At 63.3% G+C, this 16410-nt stretch carries 23 protein-coding genes; 7 read left to right on the top strand and 16 right to left on the bottom strand.

Annotated features, from left to right (window positions below):
* Window positions 1-5 precede the first annotated feature (5 nt).
* Window positions 6-173: a hypothetical protein gene (locus tag GTH33_RS10880; protein ID WP_166753136.1), complete on the top strand. Its 168-nt coding sequence runs from the start codon at window positions 6-8 to the stop codon at window positions 171-173.
* On the opposite strand, the gene GTH33_RS10875 is transcribed toward GTH33_RS10880, so the two are convergent.
* The 7 genes from GTH33_RS10875 to GTH33_RS10850 form a co-directional block, all read right to left on the bottom strand.
* Window positions 163-378: a hypothetical protein gene (locus GTH33_RS10875; protein WP_163958415.1), complete on the bottom strand. Its 216-nt coding sequence runs from the start codon at window positions 376-378 to the stop codon at window positions 163-165. The genes GTH33_RS10880 and GTH33_RS10875 overlap by 11 nt on opposite strands.
* Window positions 378-503 (bottom strand): hypothetical protein, encoded by a 126-nt coding sequence (locus tag GTH33_RS18305; RefSeq protein WP_276508879.1) that lies wholly within the window; start codon window positions 501-503, stop codon window positions 378-380. Before GTH33_RS18305 ends, GTH33_RS10875 begins: the two co-directional genes overlap by 1 nt.
* A complete protein-coding gene (locus GTH33_RS10870) occupies window positions 503-643 on the bottom strand; it encodes a hypothetical protein (RefSeq protein ID WP_017980185.1) in 141 nt (46 codons plus the stop codon). Before GTH33_RS10870 ends, GTH33_RS18305 begins: the two co-directional genes overlap by 1 nt.
* Complete coding sequence (locus tag GTH33_RS10865) at window positions 640-1110, bottom strand: helix-turn-helix domain-containing protein (protein ID WP_163958414.1); 471 nt, start codon at window positions 1108-1110, stop codon at window positions 640-642. The genes GTH33_RS10870 and GTH33_RS10865 overlap by 4 nt, the downstream gene beginning before the upstream one ends.
* 112 nt (window positions 1111-1222) lie before the next feature.
* Complete coding sequence (locus tag GTH33_RS10860; protein ID WP_163958413.1) at window positions 1223-1507, bottom strand: Ogr/Delta-like zinc finger protein; 285 nt, start codon at window positions 1505-1507, stop codon at window positions 1223-1225.
* Between the two features lie 47 nt (window positions 1508-1554).
* Window positions 1555-2061, bottom strand: a complete 507-nt coding sequence (locus GTH33_RS10855) for a hypothetical protein (RefSeq protein ID WP_163958412.1) — start codon at window positions 2059-2061, stop codon at window positions 1555-1557.
* Window positions 2058-2477 carry a hypothetical protein gene (locus GTH33_RS10850; RefSeq protein WP_163958411.1) on the bottom strand — a complete coding sequence of 140 codons (420 nt, stop codon included), beginning with the start codon at window positions 2475-2477 and terminating at the stop codon, window positions 2058-2060. Before GTH33_RS10850 ends, GTH33_RS10855 begins: the two co-directional genes overlap by 4 nt.
* Window positions 2478-2500: 23 nt before the next feature.
* Between GTH33_RS10850 and GTH33_RS10845 the strand changes: the two genes are divergently transcribed.
* The 6 genes from GTH33_RS10845 to GTH33_RS10820 all read left to right on the top strand — a co-directional run bounded on the left by GTH33_RS10845 (window position 2501) and on the right by GTH33_RS10820 (window position 9048).
* Entirely contained in the window at window positions 2501-3226 is a 726-nt protein-coding gene (locus GTH33_RS10845) for an XRE family transcriptional regulator (RefSeq protein WP_163958410.1), read from the top strand.
* 81 nt (window positions 3227-3307) lie between these two features.
* Complete coding sequence (locus GTH33_RS10840; protein ID WP_163958409.1) at window positions 3308-5566, top strand: ATP-binding protein; 2259 nt, start codon at window positions 3308-3310, stop codon at window positions 5564-5566.
* Window positions 5563-6768, top strand: coding sequence for a hypothetical protein (locus tag GTH33_RS10835; protein WP_163958408.1), 1206 nt, complete (start codon window positions 5563-5565; stop codon window positions 6766-6768). The genes GTH33_RS10840 and GTH33_RS10835 overlap by 4 nt, the downstream gene beginning before the upstream one ends.
* Window positions 6769-6776: 8 nt before the next feature.
* Window positions 6777-7484: a hypothetical protein gene (locus tag GTH33_RS10830; RefSeq protein ID WP_163958407.1), complete on the top strand. Its 708-nt coding sequence runs from the start codon at window positions 6777-6779 to the stop codon at window positions 7482-7484.
* A gap of 71 nt (window positions 7485-7555) precedes the next feature.
* Window positions 7556-8593 carry a DNA cytosine methyltransferase gene (locus GTH33_RS10825; RefSeq protein ID WP_249054860.1) on the top strand — a complete coding sequence of 346 codons (1038 nt, stop codon included), beginning with the start codon at window positions 7556-7558 and terminating at the stop codon, window positions 8591-8593.
* Window positions 8594-8640: 47 nt separating this feature from the next.
* Window positions 8641-9048, top strand: a complete 408-nt coding sequence (locus tag GTH33_RS10820; RefSeq protein ID WP_163958405.1) for a very short patch repair endonuclease — start codon at window positions 8641-8643, stop codon at window positions 9046-9048.
* Here the strand turns inward: GTH33_RS10820 and GTH33_RS10815 are convergent.
* The 9 genes from GTH33_RS10815 to GTH33_RS10775 all read right to left on the bottom strand — a co-directional run bounded on the left by GTH33_RS10815 (window position 9026) and on the right by GTH33_RS10775 (window position 16342).
* A complete protein-coding gene (locus GTH33_RS10815; protein ID WP_163958404.1) occupies window positions 9026-10060 on the bottom strand; it encodes a contractile injection system protein, VgrG/Pvc8 family in 1035 nt (344 codons plus the stop codon). The genes GTH33_RS10820 and GTH33_RS10815 overlap by 23 nt on opposite strands.
* Window positions 10057-10443 (bottom strand): phage tail protein, encoded by a 387-nt coding sequence (locus GTH33_RS10810; protein ID WP_163958403.1) that lies wholly within the window; start codon window positions 10441-10443, stop codon window positions 10057-10059. Before GTH33_RS10810 ends, GTH33_RS10815 begins: the two co-directional genes overlap by 4 nt.
* Window positions 10443-13178, bottom strand: coding sequence for a phage tail tape measure protein (locus GTH33_RS10805; RefSeq protein WP_249054858.1), 2736 nt, complete (start codon window positions 13176-13178; stop codon window positions 10443-10445). Before GTH33_RS10805 ends, GTH33_RS10810 begins: the two co-directional genes overlap by 1 nt.
* 1 nt (window position 13179) lies before the next feature.
* Complete coding sequence (locus GTH33_RS10800) at window positions 13180-13299, bottom strand: GpE family phage tail protein (RefSeq protein WP_163958402.1); 120 nt, start codon at window positions 13297-13299, stop codon at window positions 13180-13182.
* 8 nt (window positions 13300-13307) lie between these two features.
* Complete coding sequence (locus GTH33_RS10795; protein WP_163958401.1) at window positions 13308-13643, bottom strand: phage tail assembly protein; 336 nt, start codon at window positions 13641-13643, stop codon at window positions 13308-13310.
* An 80-nt stretch (window positions 13644-13723) separates the two neighbouring features.
* Window positions 13724-14233 (bottom strand): phage major tail tube protein, encoded by a 510-nt coding sequence (locus tag GTH33_RS10790; protein WP_163958400.1) that lies wholly within the window; start codon window positions 14231-14233, stop codon window positions 13724-13726.
* A gap of 41 nt (window positions 14234-14274) precedes the next feature.
* Window positions 14275-15447: a phage tail sheath subtilisin-like domain-containing protein gene (locus tag GTH33_RS10785; RefSeq protein WP_163958399.1), complete on the bottom strand. Its 1173-nt coding sequence runs from the start codon at window positions 15445-15447 to the stop codon at window positions 14275-14277.
* Window positions 15448-15458: 11 nt separating this feature from the next.
* Window positions 15459-15821 carry a GPW/gp25 family protein gene (locus tag GTH33_RS10780; RefSeq protein ID WP_163958398.1) on the bottom strand — a complete coding sequence of 121 codons (363 nt, stop codon included), beginning with the start codon at window positions 15819-15821 and terminating at the stop codon, window positions 15459-15461.
* On the bottom strand, window positions 15818-16342 hold the full coding sequence (locus tag GTH33_RS10775; protein WP_249054856.1) for a phage baseplate assembly protein V: 525 nt from the start codon (window positions 16340-16342) through the stop codon (window positions 15818-15820). Before GTH33_RS10775 ends, GTH33_RS10780 begins: the two co-directional genes overlap by 4 nt.
* Window positions 16343-16410 lie beyond the last annotated feature (68 nt).

The raw sequence follows: 16410 nt of genomic DNA, 5'->3' as shown, positions 1-16410 counted from the left end.
ATCGGGTGGAGATCGCGGACGAGGCACAGGGCAGCGACGCCGTCATCGAATCGGATGCCGGCGAAGACCCTGCGGGGAGACAGGGCGTCGCCGTGCTGCCCGCGCCGCTGGCCGGCGCCGAGGTAGAGGACGCGGTCGCCATGAGCGATGCCATGGGGCGCCTCACCGGTTGACGCGCGGGGCACGCGTGGCTGCCATATGTTCGCGGATCTCGGCGAGATCGCGGATCAGGTCCGCCAGCTCCCACGGATCCGACACCTCAAGATCGACGCGAACCTTGGTGACGCCCCGCGCACCAGCGGCGCTGGTAAAGCCCGTCACCTTCACCTTCGCGATCGGGAAAGAAATTACGACCGCGCCGTCGGTGAGAACCCCCATTACAGCCCCCTCATGGCAAGCAGGTCGACGATACGGCGATGCTGCGGCACCACGGTCGCGAGGATCGTGCCGATCGCGGCCGATGCGGCGCCGGCGAAGACCACGATGTCGAGGACGGCGCGCATCAGCGGCGCTCCGCGGCGACGCCGGCGACGAGCATGAACAGGCCGACGATCAGCGCGGCGACCGCGGCGACCGCGATGCCGAGGATCCGTAGTGCGCGCGAACGACGCGAGCGGCGGGCGGTGGTGCGGCCGGCGGTCACTGATCATCTCCCGCGCAGCGCGTGCAAATCGCGGCGCCGTCGCGGCTGATCGGCGACCAGGCGCAACATTCGTGGCCGTCGGCCGAGACGCAGGCGTCGTTCTGGCTGCACCCGCAGCCGAAGCACACGCGCGGGTGGCGGGCGGCGGGGTCGTGGGCGAGCTGGCGGTACACGTCGGCGTCGAAGCTGAAGGCGAGCGATAGCCGGTCGAGCGTCAGGCCCACCTTCGCCCGCACGCCCGGCGTTTCGAGCGCGGTGATCAGGTCGACCGCGATCCGCACCTTGCCGTCGTCGCTGCCGAACATGCGGCGCGCGGCCTGCAGGATGGTGAGGCCCGCCGCCTCGCGCCGCAGGCGCAGGTAACGTTCGGCGGTGACAGGGGCGGTGGAGGTGCGCGCCTCCACCGCGGAATGGATCGCGCCGGCAAGGCGCGGACTGCGGCGGGGCGGCAGGGTGTAGTGGATCATGCGTCGTTCCTTTCGGACAAGGCGGAGGCGGCGCCGGAAGCGGGGACTTCCGGATTGGGGTGCGGTGGCGAAGGGATGCGGCGGTCAGCCGCGGGGGATCAGGGCGGTGGGATTAGCCCGGCGTCGGCGCGATCTCGGCCGCGTCGGGCTTGTCGTCGTTGGCGGGGATGCGGGTGTCGTCGTTGGCGGGCGCGCGGTTGCCCCAGGGGCCGACGTGCAGCGTCACCGCGGGGTTGGGCCGCTTGCTGGAATGGACTGTCCGCACGACGGCGAGCTGCGCCACGAAGACATGCCCGCAATCGACATCGTCGCAGCGATAGCGGATCTCGCGCGTCAGCCGGTCGATCTTAACGCTGTCGTAGGCGATCGACCGCGTTTCGCAGTGCGGGCACGTCATGCCCGGTATGCGCGGCGGATAATTGTTCTTCCTCTTTTTCACCTGTTTCACACCCCGGTTCTCCCCGACCCGTCCGGCATGGAGAGGCGAAGGAATTTGGGCAGGCGCCGGCGGATGCGGCGCAGAACGCCGTCGAGCTGCTGCGCCTCGACCAGCGCCCGATGATGATCGAGCGGGGAAGCGCCGGGCTGGGCGGCGTGGATAAGGGCGGCGGACAGGTCGGCCGATTCGCGGAGCAATTCGACTTGGTCGGCGACCAGCTCGCGCCGGCATACGTCCTGCTGGTCGACGGCCATGCCCAGCTGATGGGAAAAGGCGTCGCGGAACGGCGCGTCCTCGCCCCCTGCGAGCTGATAGGCCGTGTCAAGCGCCAGCGCGACGGCCAAGCTGGGCAAGGTGCCGCTGTCGGGGTTCGCCCATTCGTACATGGTGCGATCCGCATAGGTACGCCCCGCCGCTTGGCTGGCGACATTCGCCGCCTCGGCCGCGCCGATCAGCGCGATAACCTTGCCCATGGCATCGGCGAAGCTGTCGGGGGTGCGTGCCTTGGTCATTCCTGCCCCCGCAAAACGATGACTCGATCGCAAGCGACTGATGCGTCGTCGCTGCGGTAAGCGTGCGTCATAGAGACATCGGATACAGGCGGGCGCCCCATGCTGATAAGTGCCGTTGCAGCGTCATGAGGGATGACACGGTCGGGCCAGTTTGCCGGGACACGGAACCATGCATTGAATTTTTCGAGGTTCGCGACGGAGAACGTCGCCCCCGCTTTAAGGCGAGTGAAGAACGCGCCGCTGCTGACGACGATTGTTGCCACGCGCGAAAGCGATTTACCGCCCCAGCGAATAACTTCAGCTTCATACGACTCAGCGACAGTTCGCAAAGCGTTCTCATATGCGTCGTTCATGCCGCTTACTGCGTCGTATACGACGCTCTTGTCAACGGCGTATTTGCCGCTGGCATACCGCATGTGCGGCAAGGCAAGTGTGCGTCATGAGTTCAGCACCTGATATTTTGAAGGAGCGCATCCAGGCCAAGCTGTCTGAGCTGAATGTGTCGGCGCGCGAGATCTCCATGGCGGCGCTCAATCAGCCTGACGCCATCCGAAATATCGTGAAGAAGGGGCACATGCCCGCAATCGACAGACTAGATGCGATAGCGGACCATCTAGGAACGACGAGTGACTGGCTGCTCGGTCGTGAAAAGGCAATCGAACGGACCTTGCCGGAGGTCGCTGGCATACCGCCGGAGGCTTTCCGCAGACTTCCGAAAACATTGCCGATATATGGGAGCGCGCTGGGCGCGGACTTAGAATATAGCGACGAACATGGGATCGTCGTGAAGGTCGAGCAAACGGAAGTCCATATGTCCGCACCCATGGACTTCATGGCGCGGCCGATCGGCGTCACCGGACGCCCCGACCTTTACGTCGTCGAGGTGTCGGGCCATTCGATGGAACCGCGCTATGACTCCGGCCGACGCGTCTTGGTCGACCCCCGCCGCGCAGCCGGTGTCGGCGACGACGTCGTCGTCCAGCTCCGCGGCCCCACCTTCGACGGCGAGGAAATCCGCCACGTCCTCATCAAGCAACTGGTGCGCCGACGGCCCGGCGTCGTCGTCCTACGTCAGTTCAATCCAGTGGTCGAATTCGAGGTGCCGAACGAACAGGTATCCGCCGTTCACCGCGTGATGCCCTGGGACGAGGCGCTGGGTTTTTAAGTGATAACCATAAAAAATGTACGTAATTATCGCCCAAATCACGAACGGCCTTATGAGCTCAACGATTGAGGTAAATCAGGAGTGACCATCGACGTCTCCGATACGGTCGACGACTTCACGATCGAAGCGGAAGACCCCGCTTACGAGCCCTTCCCATTTTCGGCAGACTCCGCTCTCATACGGGAGTTGGGCGAGCGCTTGGTGGGTCAGCCATATACGGCGCTCGCCGAATTGGTTAAAAACGCTTACGACGCAGACGCCACGATCTGCCAGATCAGACTGCAAGGTAATAGGATTACCGTGTCCGACAACGGTCACGGCATGAGCACAGCCGAGTTCCAGCAACATTGGATGACGATCGGCACCCGAAACAAGCAGCGGATCACCCGCAGCCGTAAATTCGGTCGGTCCACTACAGGTTCGAAAGGCGTTGGTCGCCTATCAGCGCAATTCCTCGCTCACCGGATGCAGTTAGTCACCACGTCGGAAGAGGACTTGAGCAGGCGATTGCACGCCCTGGTCGATTGGGACACGGCCGTAGAGGCTGGCTTGCTGACGAACGCGCAGGCGCAGTACAAATCGGAGCCGGCGGGGTCCGGATTGTACCCCGGTGGAAGTGCCACCGGTACGACCGTGATCATGGAGGAATTGAAGCAGGGGTGGGCCGAAGAAGATATCAAGTTGCTGGGCAGGCAGATCTGGAGCCTGCAATCGCCGTTCGCCGGATGGGGAAGCCGGTCCACCGGTGACAGCGACGAACTCGATTTCACCATCGGTTTCGATACCGATCGCCCTGGCCTCGACACCACGTTCTCCAATCAGATGCGCGCGATCATCGACAGCTGGCACGCTGCGATCGTTGGATCCGTCCGCAGCGAAGGCGATAGGCATTTCGTCGACGTGGATTTACGCTTCGCGGACGGCGAGCGCCTGCACGACAGCTGGCCCATCGAGGATCTGCGTGACTTCGACACCTGGCCGGACTGGTTCGTCCACGAAGCGCAATGGCAGATCCGCATCTACGACTTCGTCGGAAGGCAGCCCGGCAACGTTCCCGTTCAGGATGCGCGCGATTATCTCCAAAAGTTCGGCGGCGTGACGCTTTACGATAGCGGCTTCAAGTTGCCCTACTATGGAGCGGAAACCGACTGGTTGGGTATCGAGTTCGATCACTCACACCGAAAGTCGGCGTCCACCCTGCTGCCGTCGCGCTTGCAGGCGAGCCGTGCCCTAAACGATTTGCCGACGCAGGGCCGTATTCTAGGCGTGGTGAGGATCAACACAGGCGCGGAATACGCCGCAGCTACGTCGGAACAGCGAACCAGCGGCGAATATCTCAAGATCCTGATCACGCGCGATCGCCTTGCCGGCAACGACGCGTTCGAGCAGCTGGCTCAGGCGGTACGCTCGTCGATCGACTACTACGCCACAAGACAGCGCATCCGTGCCGATCGCATGATAGAGATCGTGCGGCCGTCGCTGCCGCCCATAGCCAGGGTCGCCGGTCTTGAGGATCTGGCCCAGACCGCTACGATCCGATATCCCGATGACGAGATCATTCGAAATATATCCTCGGAGATCATCGAATTAGGCACGTCGATAGCCAAGCAGAGCGAGGCCGACGATGCCGAGAGATCGCTACTCGGCTCGCTCGCATCGACTGGCATGGCCGCCCTCGCCCTGGAACATGAGAACAAGAAGGAGATACGGCTCGGGCGTCAATTGGTCCGCCGCCTGAAATCCATTGCGGCCCGGATCGACGATCCGGAAGTTTCGGGTGTCGCAGGCGACATCGACACTTGGCTCAATCGGTTGGAAGCCACTCGGCGCATCTTTGCTCCGATGCTAAGCCAGGAAGACCGTGATGTCGTGGAAGCGTTGCAGGTCCGTAGCGTCGTCGAGGAGGTGATACGGGCGACCGAGCCACTCATGCCGCGCGTAGCCACGGAAATAGATATTCCCGGTCATGTCTATTTCCCACCAGCGACATTCGCCGATTGGCATGCTCTATTGCAAAACGTGTTGGTTAACGCAGCGAATGCAATGCTTGATATAGACGAGCCCCGAATTGCCTTCCGGTTCGGGCGGACAGGACGCAGTAGTTGGCTGCGCATCAGCAACAACGGACTTCCCATAGACGTTCCCAGCTCACACACCTACTTCGAGCCATTCAGGCGGCGGCAGGTGGCGTCGTCCGAACGCTCGGCTTTAGGATTGGGCGGTATGGGTCTTGGTTTGACGATCGTGCGGATGATCGCAAGCTTGCGCGGATGCCAGGTCAGATTCGTAGAAGACGGCGGTCCGACGACATTTCAAATTAGCTGGAGTAGCGGTGAATGAGCATTAAGCGCATCGCTGTTTGCGACGACAATCCCAGCCTTGCGGCGGACTGGCAGAAGCAAATAGCCAAGGCCGTTGGTTCAGGCGTAGACGTGGAGCGCATAGAGGATGCTCGCGCCCAATTTCGAAATCTGCTGACGCGTATCCCTACTTCGGAGAATAGCAGCTCCGACAAAGTCGAAACGCAATTCGACCAAGCCGACATTCTCGTCGTCGACTACGATCTCTTGGAGATTGATGCGCAGAATGCGCGGCATACGGGCGAGGGCTTTGCCCGGATGGCTAGGCTTTATTCCGATTGCGCATTCGTGGTCGTCATGAATCAGTTCGTCGATAAGGCCATGTTCGACCTTGAGATGCGGGGTCACTTGGAAAGCTTCGCCGATCTCAACATCGACTCGTCTCTGATTGGTTCGCAAACTCTCTGGGGCGGACAAAGGGATGGCGCGACGTTCGCTCCTTGGACTTGGCCGGATATCGGAAAGGTGATCGACAACCGCGGAAATCTTACGTCCGGCCTACTCGATGCATTCGACCAGCCTATACTTGATGTATTGCAATTTCCGGAGCGACATGTCTCGGCTTTGAGCGATGAGGCGGTCGGCTTTTTGTCGAACCAGGTGACGAACGCGGATGATTTGCAAAAGCTAAGCGTTCGAAAATTCCTGATGCAGTCGACGGAACATAAGGAGGTCGCACGAGCGATAGAGTCCAATAAGCGAAGGGCTATGGCGGCGACAGTAGCGCGTTTGTCCAAGTGGTATTCGCGGGCGGTGGTGGGACCACAAAATGTTCTAGTGGATGTTCCCCACTTGCTACAGCGCATGCCATTCCTGATGCGTCCGGAGTTGGGCGATCCTTTGGATATCGCGACGTGGAATCGAGCGATCGTATTCGGAGCGGAAGCGTTGATCGATGACGTCGCCGGTGCGAAATTCCAAGGGCATGCGGGTTGGCTCGGGCAGGATGCGTTCTGGTGGCCAGACCTCCTCAAGCTCGACGTCGTTCGCAAGGGACGCTCCGAATACGACCCGGCCAAATTCGCCGACGTCGTGTTCGCAGAGGACGCCTCAATCTTCATACCGTTCGACGCAGCCAAGCCGTTCCGGGCGGGCTTTCACAATCAATTCGACGTCAGATACCTAGCCTTCTTTCATCCGGACATCAGCTATGGCCCGAGCCGGCGCCTCGCCTCGGTATAGGTCTGGCCATGGAGGAAGAAGCGAGGGGACTGGTAATCATCCTACAGAAGCTCGCGCAGCGAGGTGGCGAAACGAATCGGCGCAACCTAGGTATGGTTCCGGGGGAACACGCCAAAGATGAGCCAAAGTCGGGCGAGCTGAGGCGGATCGTCGATCAGTACGCCAGACTGGGTCAGCGTGAGCTTGCCGACCTTCAAAAAGGCTCCTTAAACAAGCAATTTCCCGACAATCATTTCATCGAGCTGGAACCAAGCCGCTATACCAATGACGGCTACTCGTTTCTGTGGTGCAGCTGGCGCCTCGAGGGGCAACCGGAGGCGCATTTTCTCTACGGCATGTTTCGCTTGGGTGGCCGGCATTCGGTCGCTGGGGAAACCACGCCGAAGGGTCATGTCCCGCAATTTTGGGGCTACCGTTTTGAAACGCCGAGTTGGCAAGGCCGCGAGCATCGGTTTCATCACGCTCAACCGATCGACTCCATGACCCCTGATCGGGTGCCGATCGCGTGCGCACTCCCGCGCTCCACGAAAGGTCCGACGTTCCCGCTCGGCAGCTCAACCGTGTGCGGCTTGCTATTAACCCTCGTGCTGACCATCTTGGGGCGAGACGTGATGGACGAGATCGTCGCGGACCTTCAAAACGACTCCCGCGCCAAGCGAAACGCCTACGTCACCAACGGCATCAAGGAGGCCACCGGCCTTGTGTTGAATCCCTGACCACGGCAATGGATCGGCTTATGGTTGCGCCAACGAATTCCGCTGAGCCCCCTCGCCCTGCCTTGCCTGCGGTGGCATCGGTGGTCGATCTGTTTTGCGGGGCGGGTGGGCTTGCCCATGGCTTTCGCAATGAGGGCTTTTCCATTGCAGCGGGCATCGACTTGGATCCGGCATGCGAGTACGCTTTCGAGTACAACAACGCGTCTCGTTTCATCAGGAGAGACGTGGACGAGCTGACAGCCAATGACCTGTGCTCATTGTACCCGGAATCCGGTCGCCGGGTGCTGGTTGGATGTGCGCCGTGCCAACCGTTTTCGACTTATAATCAAAAGGGACGCGGGAAAGCCAAGTACGCGCTAGTTGAAAAATTCTCTCGACTGATTGCGGAATGCGAACCGGACGTCGTTTCAATGGAGAACGTTCCAAAGCTTGCCGACTTCGACGGAGGAAGACTCTTAGGTGACTTCGAAGCGCGCTTGAAAGCCAAGAACTATCATGTTTTCCGAGGGATAGTTCCAATGGTTCAATACGGGCTGCCGCAAAAGCGTAATCGCTTGGTTGTGCTTGCGTCGAAACTCGGCAAGATCGAGCTGGAGCAACCGGAGGTTCTCGCTCAAGCCCGCTCGGTACGCGACGAAATTGGCGATCTGCCGCCTCTTGCCGCAGGTGGCGTGGATGCGTGCGATCCACTGCATAGATCAGCGAAGCTTTCGGAACTCAATCTGAGGCGAATTCGCGCGTCTCGGCCGGGCGGAAGTTGGGCGGACTGGGAAGAGGATCTGGTTGCTGATTGTCACCGTTCGGCATCGGGTAGCACGTACCGATCGGTATATGGGCGCATGACCTGGAACGATCCTTCACCGACGATGACAACGCTATTCTACGGTTTCGGCAACGGCCGGTTCGGTCATCCCGAACAGGATCGCGCCCTTTCGCTAAGAGAGGGTGCGATGCTGCAGTCGTTTCCTCGCGACTATGAATTCGTCCGACCGGGTGACAGGGTCAATATGCGAAGCGTCGGCCGACTGATCGGCAATGCAGTTCCAGTTGCCTTGGGTCGAGTGATAGCACGCTCAGTCCGCCGCCACTTAGCGGCGTATCCAGCTTAGTGAATACTGCGAAGCGCGCTGACGTTAGTCCGCAGCGATCTCGCCTTATGGCGCAGGTCAAAGGAAAGGACACGAAGCCGGAAATAGCAGTCAGGAGGGCGCTGCACAGCCTCGGTTATCGATTTAGACTGCATCGTGGCGATCTTCCTGGTCGCCCTGATATTGTAATGCCTAAATATAAGACAGCCATATTCGTACACGGTTGTTTTTGGCATCGGCACTCGAATTGTAAAAAAGCCAGCATGCCCAAAACGAGGGTGGATTTCTGGCAGGATAAATTCGCAGCTAACGTTTCCCGAGATCAGCGTAACGAGGACGCCTTACGCACTAAGGGTTGGAACGTCGTGATCGTATGGGAGTGTGAAACAAGGGACACCGAGTGTCTTAAGACAAAGCTCAATTCGATGATAACCGGTGGGGACGAAAGGGCGATCAATTCGCCGCTTCTAACCTAAGCCCTGTCGTATATCCCCGGTCGCCGTAGGTGTGCGTCACCTCGGCGACGAGCCACGCCACCGCGTCGATTACCGCCTTATACCCCGTGACCGTGGCTTTCGTTTCCGGGTGGACGTCCGGCCGCCCGAGCGCGAGCGTCAGGGTCAGTGAGACAGGCTCGCGGCCGGCGCGCGCCTTGGCGGCGTTGGCGGCGGTGGCCGCGTCCTGCTCGTTGCCGAACACCTTGCGGATGCGCTTGGCGCCATCCTTCTTGCCAGCGACGAATTCCTGTCGCTTGCCCGAGGCGCGATCGTGCCATGTCGCGGTGACGCCAGGCACGTCCTCGCGCTTTTGACGGCTGAATTGGTGGCTGTCGCCGTCGCGGCGGGCGATGGTGACGGTAGCCAGCGACTTCCCGGTGGGCGTCACGCCGGCGGATATCGGCGAGACGACCAAGACGTCGCGTACAACTTTGGCGACGGCGCCATGTTCGCGGCCGATCCGGGCGATGAAGGCGAGGTCGCTTTCGCCGGTCTGGGCCTTTGCCGTGACCGCGATGCCGGCGAGGGCGGGCGCGCATCGCGCCGTCAGGCGGTTACGGCCGGCGATCTCCGACACGATGGCGCCGAGCGTCGTATCGTGCCAGCCCTGTTCGCGCCGCGTCTTGATGTCGCCGGTGAAGTCGGCCGCCCGGGCGCGGACGGTGATGAGGTCGGGCGGACCGGCATGGTTCGCCTCGTCGACGATGAACCAACCCTTGTCGACCAGCCCCGCGGTCACGTCGCTGCCCTGCTTCCATCCCAGCCAGACGTGGATCCGCGCGCCATCGCGTGGCAGCGGCACGGCGCCGTCGGTATCGTCGATCACTAGGTCGAGCTGGTCGGCCTCCCCGCCCCGCTTTTCGGTTATTCCGAGGCTGATGAGGCGCGAGCGCGGCGGGCGGCCGTGCGGCTGCGGTATCTTACCGACGAGCATCGGCGTGATATCCTTGCCGTCGACCAGAACGCGGATGGCGGGAATGTTCGCGATCATGCGTCGTCGTGATCGACGCGCAGCAGCTCGATCGAGAAGTCGATCTGACGGGGCGTACCGTCCGGAAAGAACCCCTTGCCGCGATCGTCGATGCCGGTGATGACGAACGCGCCATAGACGTAACCCCGCCCGTCGACCAACGACCAGGCGTCGCCGGTGTTCGCCATGGCGCGCAGTTCGTCGATCGACACGCTGCCGTCCGCGATCTCATGGAATACCGAGCCGGGCAGCGAGATCGTCTCTTCGCCGGGGCCAGTGAATTGCGTGGCGTCGCGCGTGCCGACGCGGGTTGAGGTGGCGTGGCGCCAGTTCGCCCGCCGATTGAGATCGTCGAATGCCAGCGTGTCGATCGAAAAGACGAACATACCAAGCGCGAGCAGCATTACACGGTCTCCCAATCGACCGGGTCGGCGTAGGAGGATCGTGTGCGGGCCGCCGCCTCGCGCTCACGGCGGTCCAGCTCGTCGGCAACGGCGCGCGCCAACGCCGGCCCGTCCTGCCCTGGAAGCTGATTGATCGTAATGTTGTACGTTCGTGCCGCCGGCGCCGCGCCGGCCGGCGAAGCGGTGGTGGCACCGGCGGGAACCGCGCCCATTGCCAGTGCCGGGATCGCGCTGCCCGTTACGATTGCCTTGGACAGGCGGTTCGAGAGGCTGTCCATGCGCCGCACCGGCTCGTCCTCCTGGCGCGCGAGGCCGTTGGTGAGGCCGTCGACGACATGGCCGCCAAGCCGCATGAAAACGCGGCTGGGCGACTGAATTTCATTCGCCTTCTTGAAGCCGCCCGACAGCGCGCGCGCCATGGCTACGCCGGCATTCCATAGCCGGCCGGGCGCGCTCTTGATGCCGTTCCAAAGCCCCTGGATAATCATCACGCCGAAGTCGAAGAACATCGCAGGCAACGTAATAAACGCGGCGCGCATCGCGCCTTTGAAACTCGCCCAGGCGATGTTCCACCCGCTCGCCAGCATCGCCGGGAATCGGGTTGTCAGCCAATTCCATGACGCGCTGATCGCGCCGGTGAGCATCGCCCATGCAGCGCTCCAGCCGGACGACAATAGCCCAGGCAACGTTCCGGTTAGCCAGTTGTAAGCAATCGTGCCGAACCGGAACAGCGTGCCGAGCGCATAGCCGGTGAAGAAAAACAGATTCTTATAGATGTCGAGCAGGCTCATCGAGAAGATCGACTTCACGCCCGACCAGAGTCCGCGAAAGATGCCGGTCACCGCGCTGGCGGCGCCAGTGAACCGCGAGACGATGCCGGTCCACATATCGGAGAAGAAGCCGCCGATGGCGCCCCAATTCTGATAGATGAGGTACGCCGCGGCACCGATCGCGACGACGCCGGCGACGACGCCCAGCGTGATGCCGATCAGGGGCAGCATGGCGATGTTGAGCGCGCCGGCCGCGAAGGACAAAGCCGCGAACGGCGCCACCAAGCCGGCGATGACGATCGCCCCGCCGCCCAGGACGAGGAAGAGCGCTGCGAACGCGGCGGCACCGATCGCGATGGCCTTGGTGGCGTTCGGATAGCGGTTGGCGACGTCGCCGATCCACGTTGCGAAGGCGTTCGCCTTGGTGGCGACGGCATTGACGGTGGGCAGGAGCTGCGCGCCCAGGGTGATCGCCAGCGTCGTCGCGTTGATCTTGAGCTGCTTGGTCTGCTCGGCCGAATCCTTCATGCGCTCGGCGAAGTCGCGATCGGTCGTGCCGTCCGCCTTCGACGCCTCGGCGCGTATGCGGCGATATTCGTCCATGTTCTGGATCAGCGGTCGCAGGCCCTGCTGCACCTGTGCGTCTTCGAATAGGTAGCCGAGTTTCGACAAATCGCCCTTCAGCGTCTTGTTGGTCAGCTCGGCGATGGCCTCCAGCGGTGTCTTGCCCTCCGCATACGCCTTCTTCAGCGCGGCGGGCAGATCCACGCCCATCTTCTCGAACGCCTTGTTGGTGGCGGGCGAGGCGATTTTCTGCAGGATGTTGGCGAGGTTGGTGCCGGCGCTGGCCGCATCTCCGGCGCCCTTGCGCGCGATCTGAAGGCCCGCGGCGAGATCCGCCACGGCGCCTGTACCGGTCTGCCCCAACCCCTGATAGGCTGCGGTCAGCGCCGGAAAATATTGCGCCATGTCTTTGATCTCGAATGCGCCCGATTTCCCGGCCGACGCCATGATGTCGATGATGCGCTGCGTTTGCGATACGGGCACCTTCAAATTGTCGGTCGCCGCATAAGCAGCGTTCGACAGGTCCGCGATCTCGGCCTTGTACGCCGTGGCGGCTCGGCCGATCGGCGTCATCATCTTGACCGCGTCGGGCACCTTGGCGCCTAGCCCGGCGAGCGCGTCGACGCCGGCCTGCATGTCCGCCGGCATCTGGTTTGCGGCCTTGGCCGAGATGAGCAGGTTCTTGCCCAGGGCGGTCGCCTGGACACGCGACAGATCGGCCTTCTGGCCGATATCGGTCATGACCGATTCGTATTCCTGCGCGGCTTTGATGCTGCCGATCAGCGGTGCGGCCATCGCCATGCCGGTCCCGATCGCGGCGGCACCGCCGGCGGCAAGGCCGGTCGCCATGCCCTGGATCTTGGCGAAGCGGGCGCGGCCGGCCGCCATGCGGCGCTCGCGATCGGCGAGCTGGCCGACGCGGCGTTCCTGTTCGGCGATCTCGCGGTTGGTCTGAACGGCCTCGGTACGCAGGCGGCGCTGGTGACGCGCCAGATCCTCTGTGTCGATGCCGGCGGTGTGGAGCTTCAGCCCCATTTCGCTCAACGCCTGCGTCTGGCGCCGTTCGGTCGCCTCCAGCGTCGTCACCTCGCGTTCGGCCTTGGCGAGCGCGCGGGTCAGCGCCTGCGTCGGCTTGTCGGTGGCGGCGATCTCCCCGCGCAGCTCGGCGACACGCGCCTTGGATGCGTCGAGCTGGGTATTGGTCGATTGCAGCCCGGCCTTCAGGCCGCGAAAGCCGTCGATGTCGCCCTGCGCCTGCTTGATCTCCTTCAGCCGATCGCGCGTCAGTTTCAGCGCCTGCGCGGCCTTGGTCGACCCGCCGGCGATATCGCGCAGCGGGCCGGTGACGCGGTCGCCGGCCTCCAGAAGCATGCGGATGCGCAGATTGCGGTCGGATGACACGCTATTTCCCTTCCGGGTTGTGACGGCGCGCCGCGCGCTCGCGCCATTGCATCAGGTCGGACACGGACAACGCGTCCATGACGTCGGGGGGCCAGTGGAAGACGAAGGCGATATCCGCCATCGGCTCTTCTACGCGCTCTGGGAGAGCGCATCCTTCGTCGACGTCGGCAGCAAAAAATCGACGATGATCCCGGCGAATTGGGTCACGTCGGCGGGATCCATCACTTCGAACAGGTGCGCGTGCAGGATCGGGCTGGTGACGCGGGGGGCGACCATTGCGACCTGGTTGTAATCCATGCGGACGAGGCCACCGAGATTGGCGCCGCGGAGCTCCCCACCCATAGGCTTGCGCACGTGGATCGTCGTGCCCGCGGGCAATTCTACCTTGCCGTTGACGACGATGTCGTGTTCGAGGGTGAAGTCGCCGGGGGCAACAGGGGTCGGCATGTCGGTCTGGTCGCTCATCGTGAAAATCCTATCGGGGAAGCTGAGGGCGGTGGAGGACGGCGGGTTTGCGGCGCGGGCGCCGGAGGGCGCCCCTTACGTCAAAGGCCCAGGGCGGCGCGATGCGGCGCCATCAGGTCGACCCCACCGACGATCTCGATCATGCCGAGGACGTCGATCTCGATCTCGACGACGCCGTTCCACGAGAGCTTGAAGTAGACGAGCTGACTCTTGACCTTGAATTCGCTATCTTCGCCGGGCTTCATCTCGCCCATGTCGATCTCTTCGTGCCGGCCGCGGGTGACGATCTCGATCACGACGGGCTGACCGGTGTCGTCGTCGATGAACGAGCCGACGAAGCGCTGCTGCACGCCCGACAGGTTAAGCTGGCCGTATTGACGCAGGACGGCGCGCATGGGGCCGCCGTAGACCGCTTCCATTTCCAGCGGCTCGCCGCCCATGTCGACCTTTACCGGCCGGCTCATGCCGCCGGCGCGGTATTCCTCCAGCTTACGGACAAGCTTGGGGGGCGTGACCGAGACGGTTTCGCCGATAAAGGCATCGCCGTCGTTGAACATCATCATCTGCTTGAGCTTGGGGGCGATCGACATGGCGGCGGTCCTTGGGAGTGTCGGTGGGGTGGCGGGCGCGATCAGGCCGCGACGACGAGCGACGTGAAGTCGGCGAGGAATTCGTCGCTGATCTCCTGCTCGAGGAAGAGCGCTTCGAGCGGTGGTACGGGCGTGTACCGGAAGCCGATCACGAGTTTCCCGGCCTTCAGGCTGGCGTCGGGGTTACGGCTGGCGTCGAAGACGGCGACAGCACCCATCAGGCGGCCGGCGCGGGTCTCGACACGGAATTTCTCGTTGATCTGCTCGGCGATGTCCTTGGCAAGGCTGGGGCGCAGCGGCTTGTCAATTGCCCAGATCAGGCCCAGCGCGACGGTATCGGCGAGGATCTGTTGCGTGCGGGCGGCGCTTTCGAAGACGAAATCGCTGTCCGCCGCGGCGCAGGTACGGTTGCCCCAGAAGCGCAGGGCGCCGCCCATGCGAACGACGGTCACCAGGCCCGAGGCATTCAACACGTTGGCGTCGCAGTCGGGATCCTGAATGTCGGACGCGACGTCTGCGGTCAGCCCGTCGATGTCGGCGAGATCGACATTCGACAGCGTCTTGTGCCAGCCCTGCGTCTGGTCGATCGCGGCGCGCGCGCCCATGGCGACCGCCGCGATCGGCACGGGGATGCTGGCGCCGTCGGCGCCATAGGGCGCGGTCACCCCTGGCCACAGCAGGGTCAGTTCGCGCGCGTCGGCGAACAGGCCGCGGTGCGTGATCGCCTCGCCGCGGTCGAGGCCAAGCGCCTGTGCGTAGACGTGCGCCCGCAGCTTCTTGCCGACCGCAGCCAATCCCTTGGTCACCTTTTCACTTTCGAGGCCCGGCGCGCCGATGATCCGGGGATGCAGATCGAGCTGCGCGGACGCGGTCAGCAGCGCCTGCATGCCCGTCTTAACGCCGGCGACGTCGGCGCCGACCAAGGCGGTTGCCGTCGCATCGGCGTTGGCACCGGGCGCCACACGCACGACGACGACGGGGGCGGTCACCTGTCCGGCGATAGCGCGCAATGCTGCACGCAGTGTGCCCCCTGCGCCGGCCTTGGTGATGGCGTCGTCGAGATTGTCGACCTTAACCGCCGTGTCGAGCGGGAAGGCGCCAGCGACGGCGTCGGGGGCGGTTGCGACCAGGCCGATGACAGCGGTGGCGATCGTAGCGATGCCGCGCTTGGTGTTCTTCACCTCGGTGACGTTGATCCCGTGCAGGAAGCTCATGGGTGGACCTTTCAGGCGAGCGCCGAGAGGGCGCGGATGGTGGACGAGGCGGTAAAGGCGGGGTTGTCGGCGATGTCAGTGCGGCGACCGGTGACGGTCAGCACGACCTGATGCGGCTGGGCACCGGGCGAGAGGGAGATCCGCGCGATCCGGGCGCGGCCCTCCTGGCGCATCAGCGCCAGCGCTGCAGCGGCAATGACGCGCAGGCGCCCGGCCGGGTTGTTGGGCTGGTCGAGCTGGCGGGGCACGAGCGAACCGTAATCGCGACGGCCGACGCGCGTGCCTACGGGGGTCGACAGGATGTCGTCGATCGACTGGAACAGGTGGTCAGTGCCGGCGATGGCCTTGCCGGTGTGGCGGTCCATGCCGATCATTGCGGCGGTCCCGAGATCGCGGCGCCGGCCTGTACCTTCGTGTGGACGTGGTCCTTCAGGCTCTTGCCGGCGCCGACGACGTCGCCATCGGCGGTGATCGTGTCGGTCGCGTGGATCTTGCCATCGACCGTCAGGTCGCCGGTAAAGTGCAGTCCGCCGCGTGCCACTACCATCACCGTCGCATCGGCCGGCAAGTACGCCATGAGAGCGTGGGTTTCGGGATCGTAGCTGATCGTCGCGCCATCGTCGAATTCAGCAAGTGTCGATCCGTCCTGTGCAGGGTGCGGATGCGCGCTACTCGACAGACTGCCGACGATGATCCCGCGGGTGGCGTCTGCCTCGGGCGCGAGAACCAGGACACATTCGCCTACAGAGGGCGGCGACCAAATGCGTGTCTTGCCGGCGCGCGGTGCCAGCCAAGGAAGATCACCGGTCGTCAGCGCGTCGGCGAATTCCACGCGTGCGGTGCCGGCGACACGATCGACGGAAACAATGACGCCTTCACGCGCGAGATCGCCCACAAGGCGGTGAAATTCGGGAGAGTAGACCATTGCCCCGCGACCATGCGCGGGGCGTTGAACGACGCGAG

This window comes from Sphingomonas insulae (genome assembly GCF_010450875.1).
GTDB lineage: Bacteria > Pseudomonadota > Alphaproteobacteria > Sphingomonadales > Sphingomonadaceae > Sphingomonas > Sphingomonas insulae.
The sequence above is the reverse complement of the archived record's forward strand: the minus strand, read 5'-3'. Positions and strand labels throughout refer to the sequence as shown.

Bases quoted from the DNA above. Each gene is read 5' to 3' on its own strand.
- GTH33_RS10875 (WP_163958415.1), bottom strand. From the start codon at position 378: ATGGGGGTTCTCACCGACGGCGCGGTCGTAATTTCTTTCCCGATCGCG.
- GTH33_RS18305 (WP_276508879.1), bottom strand. From the start codon at position 503: ATGCGCGCCGTCCTCGACATCGTGGTCTTCGCCGGCGCCGCATCGGCC.
- GTH33_RS10865 (WP_163958414.1), bottom strand. From the start codon at position 1,110: ATGATCCACTACACCCTGCCGCCCCGCCGCAGTCCGCGCCTTGCCGGC.
- GTH33_RS10860 (WP_163958413.1), bottom strand. From the start codon at position 1,507: ATGACGTGCCCGCACTGCGAAACGCGGTCGATCGCCTACGACAGCGTT.
- GTH33_RS10855 (WP_163958412.1), bottom strand. From the start codon at position 2,061: ATGACCAAGGCACGCACCCCCGACAGCTTCGCCGATGCCATGGGCAAG.
- GTH33_RS10850 (WP_163958411.1), bottom strand. From the start codon at position 2,477: ATGCGGTATGCCAGCGGCAAATACGCCGTTGACAAGAGCGTCGTATAC.
- GTH33_RS10845 (WP_163958410.1), top strand. From the start codon at position 2,501: ATGAGTTCAGCACCTGATATTTTGAAGGAGCGCATCCAGGCCAAGCTG.
- GTH33_RS10835 (WP_163958408.1), top strand. From the start codon at position 5,563: ATGAGCATTAAGCGCATCGCTGTTTGCGACGACAATCCCAGCCTTGCG.
- GTH33_RS10830 (WP_163958407.1), top strand. From the start codon at position 6,777: ATGGAGGAAGAAGCGAGGGGACTGGTAATCATCCTACAGAAGCTCGCG.
- GTH33_RS10820 (WP_163958405.1), top strand. From the start codon at position 8,641: ATGGCGCAGGTCAAAGGAAAGGACACGAAGCCGGAAATAGCAGTCAGG.
- GTH33_RS10815 (WP_163958404.1), bottom strand. From the start codon at position 10,060: ATGATCGCGAACATTCCCGCCATCCGCGTTCTGGTCGACGGCAAGGAT.
- GTH33_RS10810 (WP_163958403.1), bottom strand. From the start codon at position 10,443: ATGCTGCTCGCGCTTGGTATGTTCGTCTTTTCGATCGACACGCTGGCA.
- GTH33_RS10800 (WP_163958402.1), bottom strand. From the start codon at position 13,299: ATGGCGGATATCGCCTTCGTCTTCCACTGGCCCCCCGACGTCATGGAC.
- GTH33_RS10795 (WP_163958401.1), bottom strand. From the start codon at position 13,643: ATGAGCGACCAGACCGACATGCCGACCCCTGTTGCCCCCGGCGACTTC.
- GTH33_RS10790 (WP_163958400.1), bottom strand. From the start codon at position 14,233: ATGTCGATCGCCCCCAAGCTCAAGCAGATGATGATGTTCAACGACGGC.
- GTH33_RS10785 (WP_163958399.1), bottom strand. From the start codon at position 15,447: ATGAGCTTCCTGCACGGGATCAACGTCACCGAGGTGAAGAACACCAAG.
- GTH33_RS10780 (WP_163958398.1), bottom strand. From the start codon at position 15,821: ATGATCGGCATGGACCGCCACACCGGCAAGGCCATCGCCGGCACTGAC.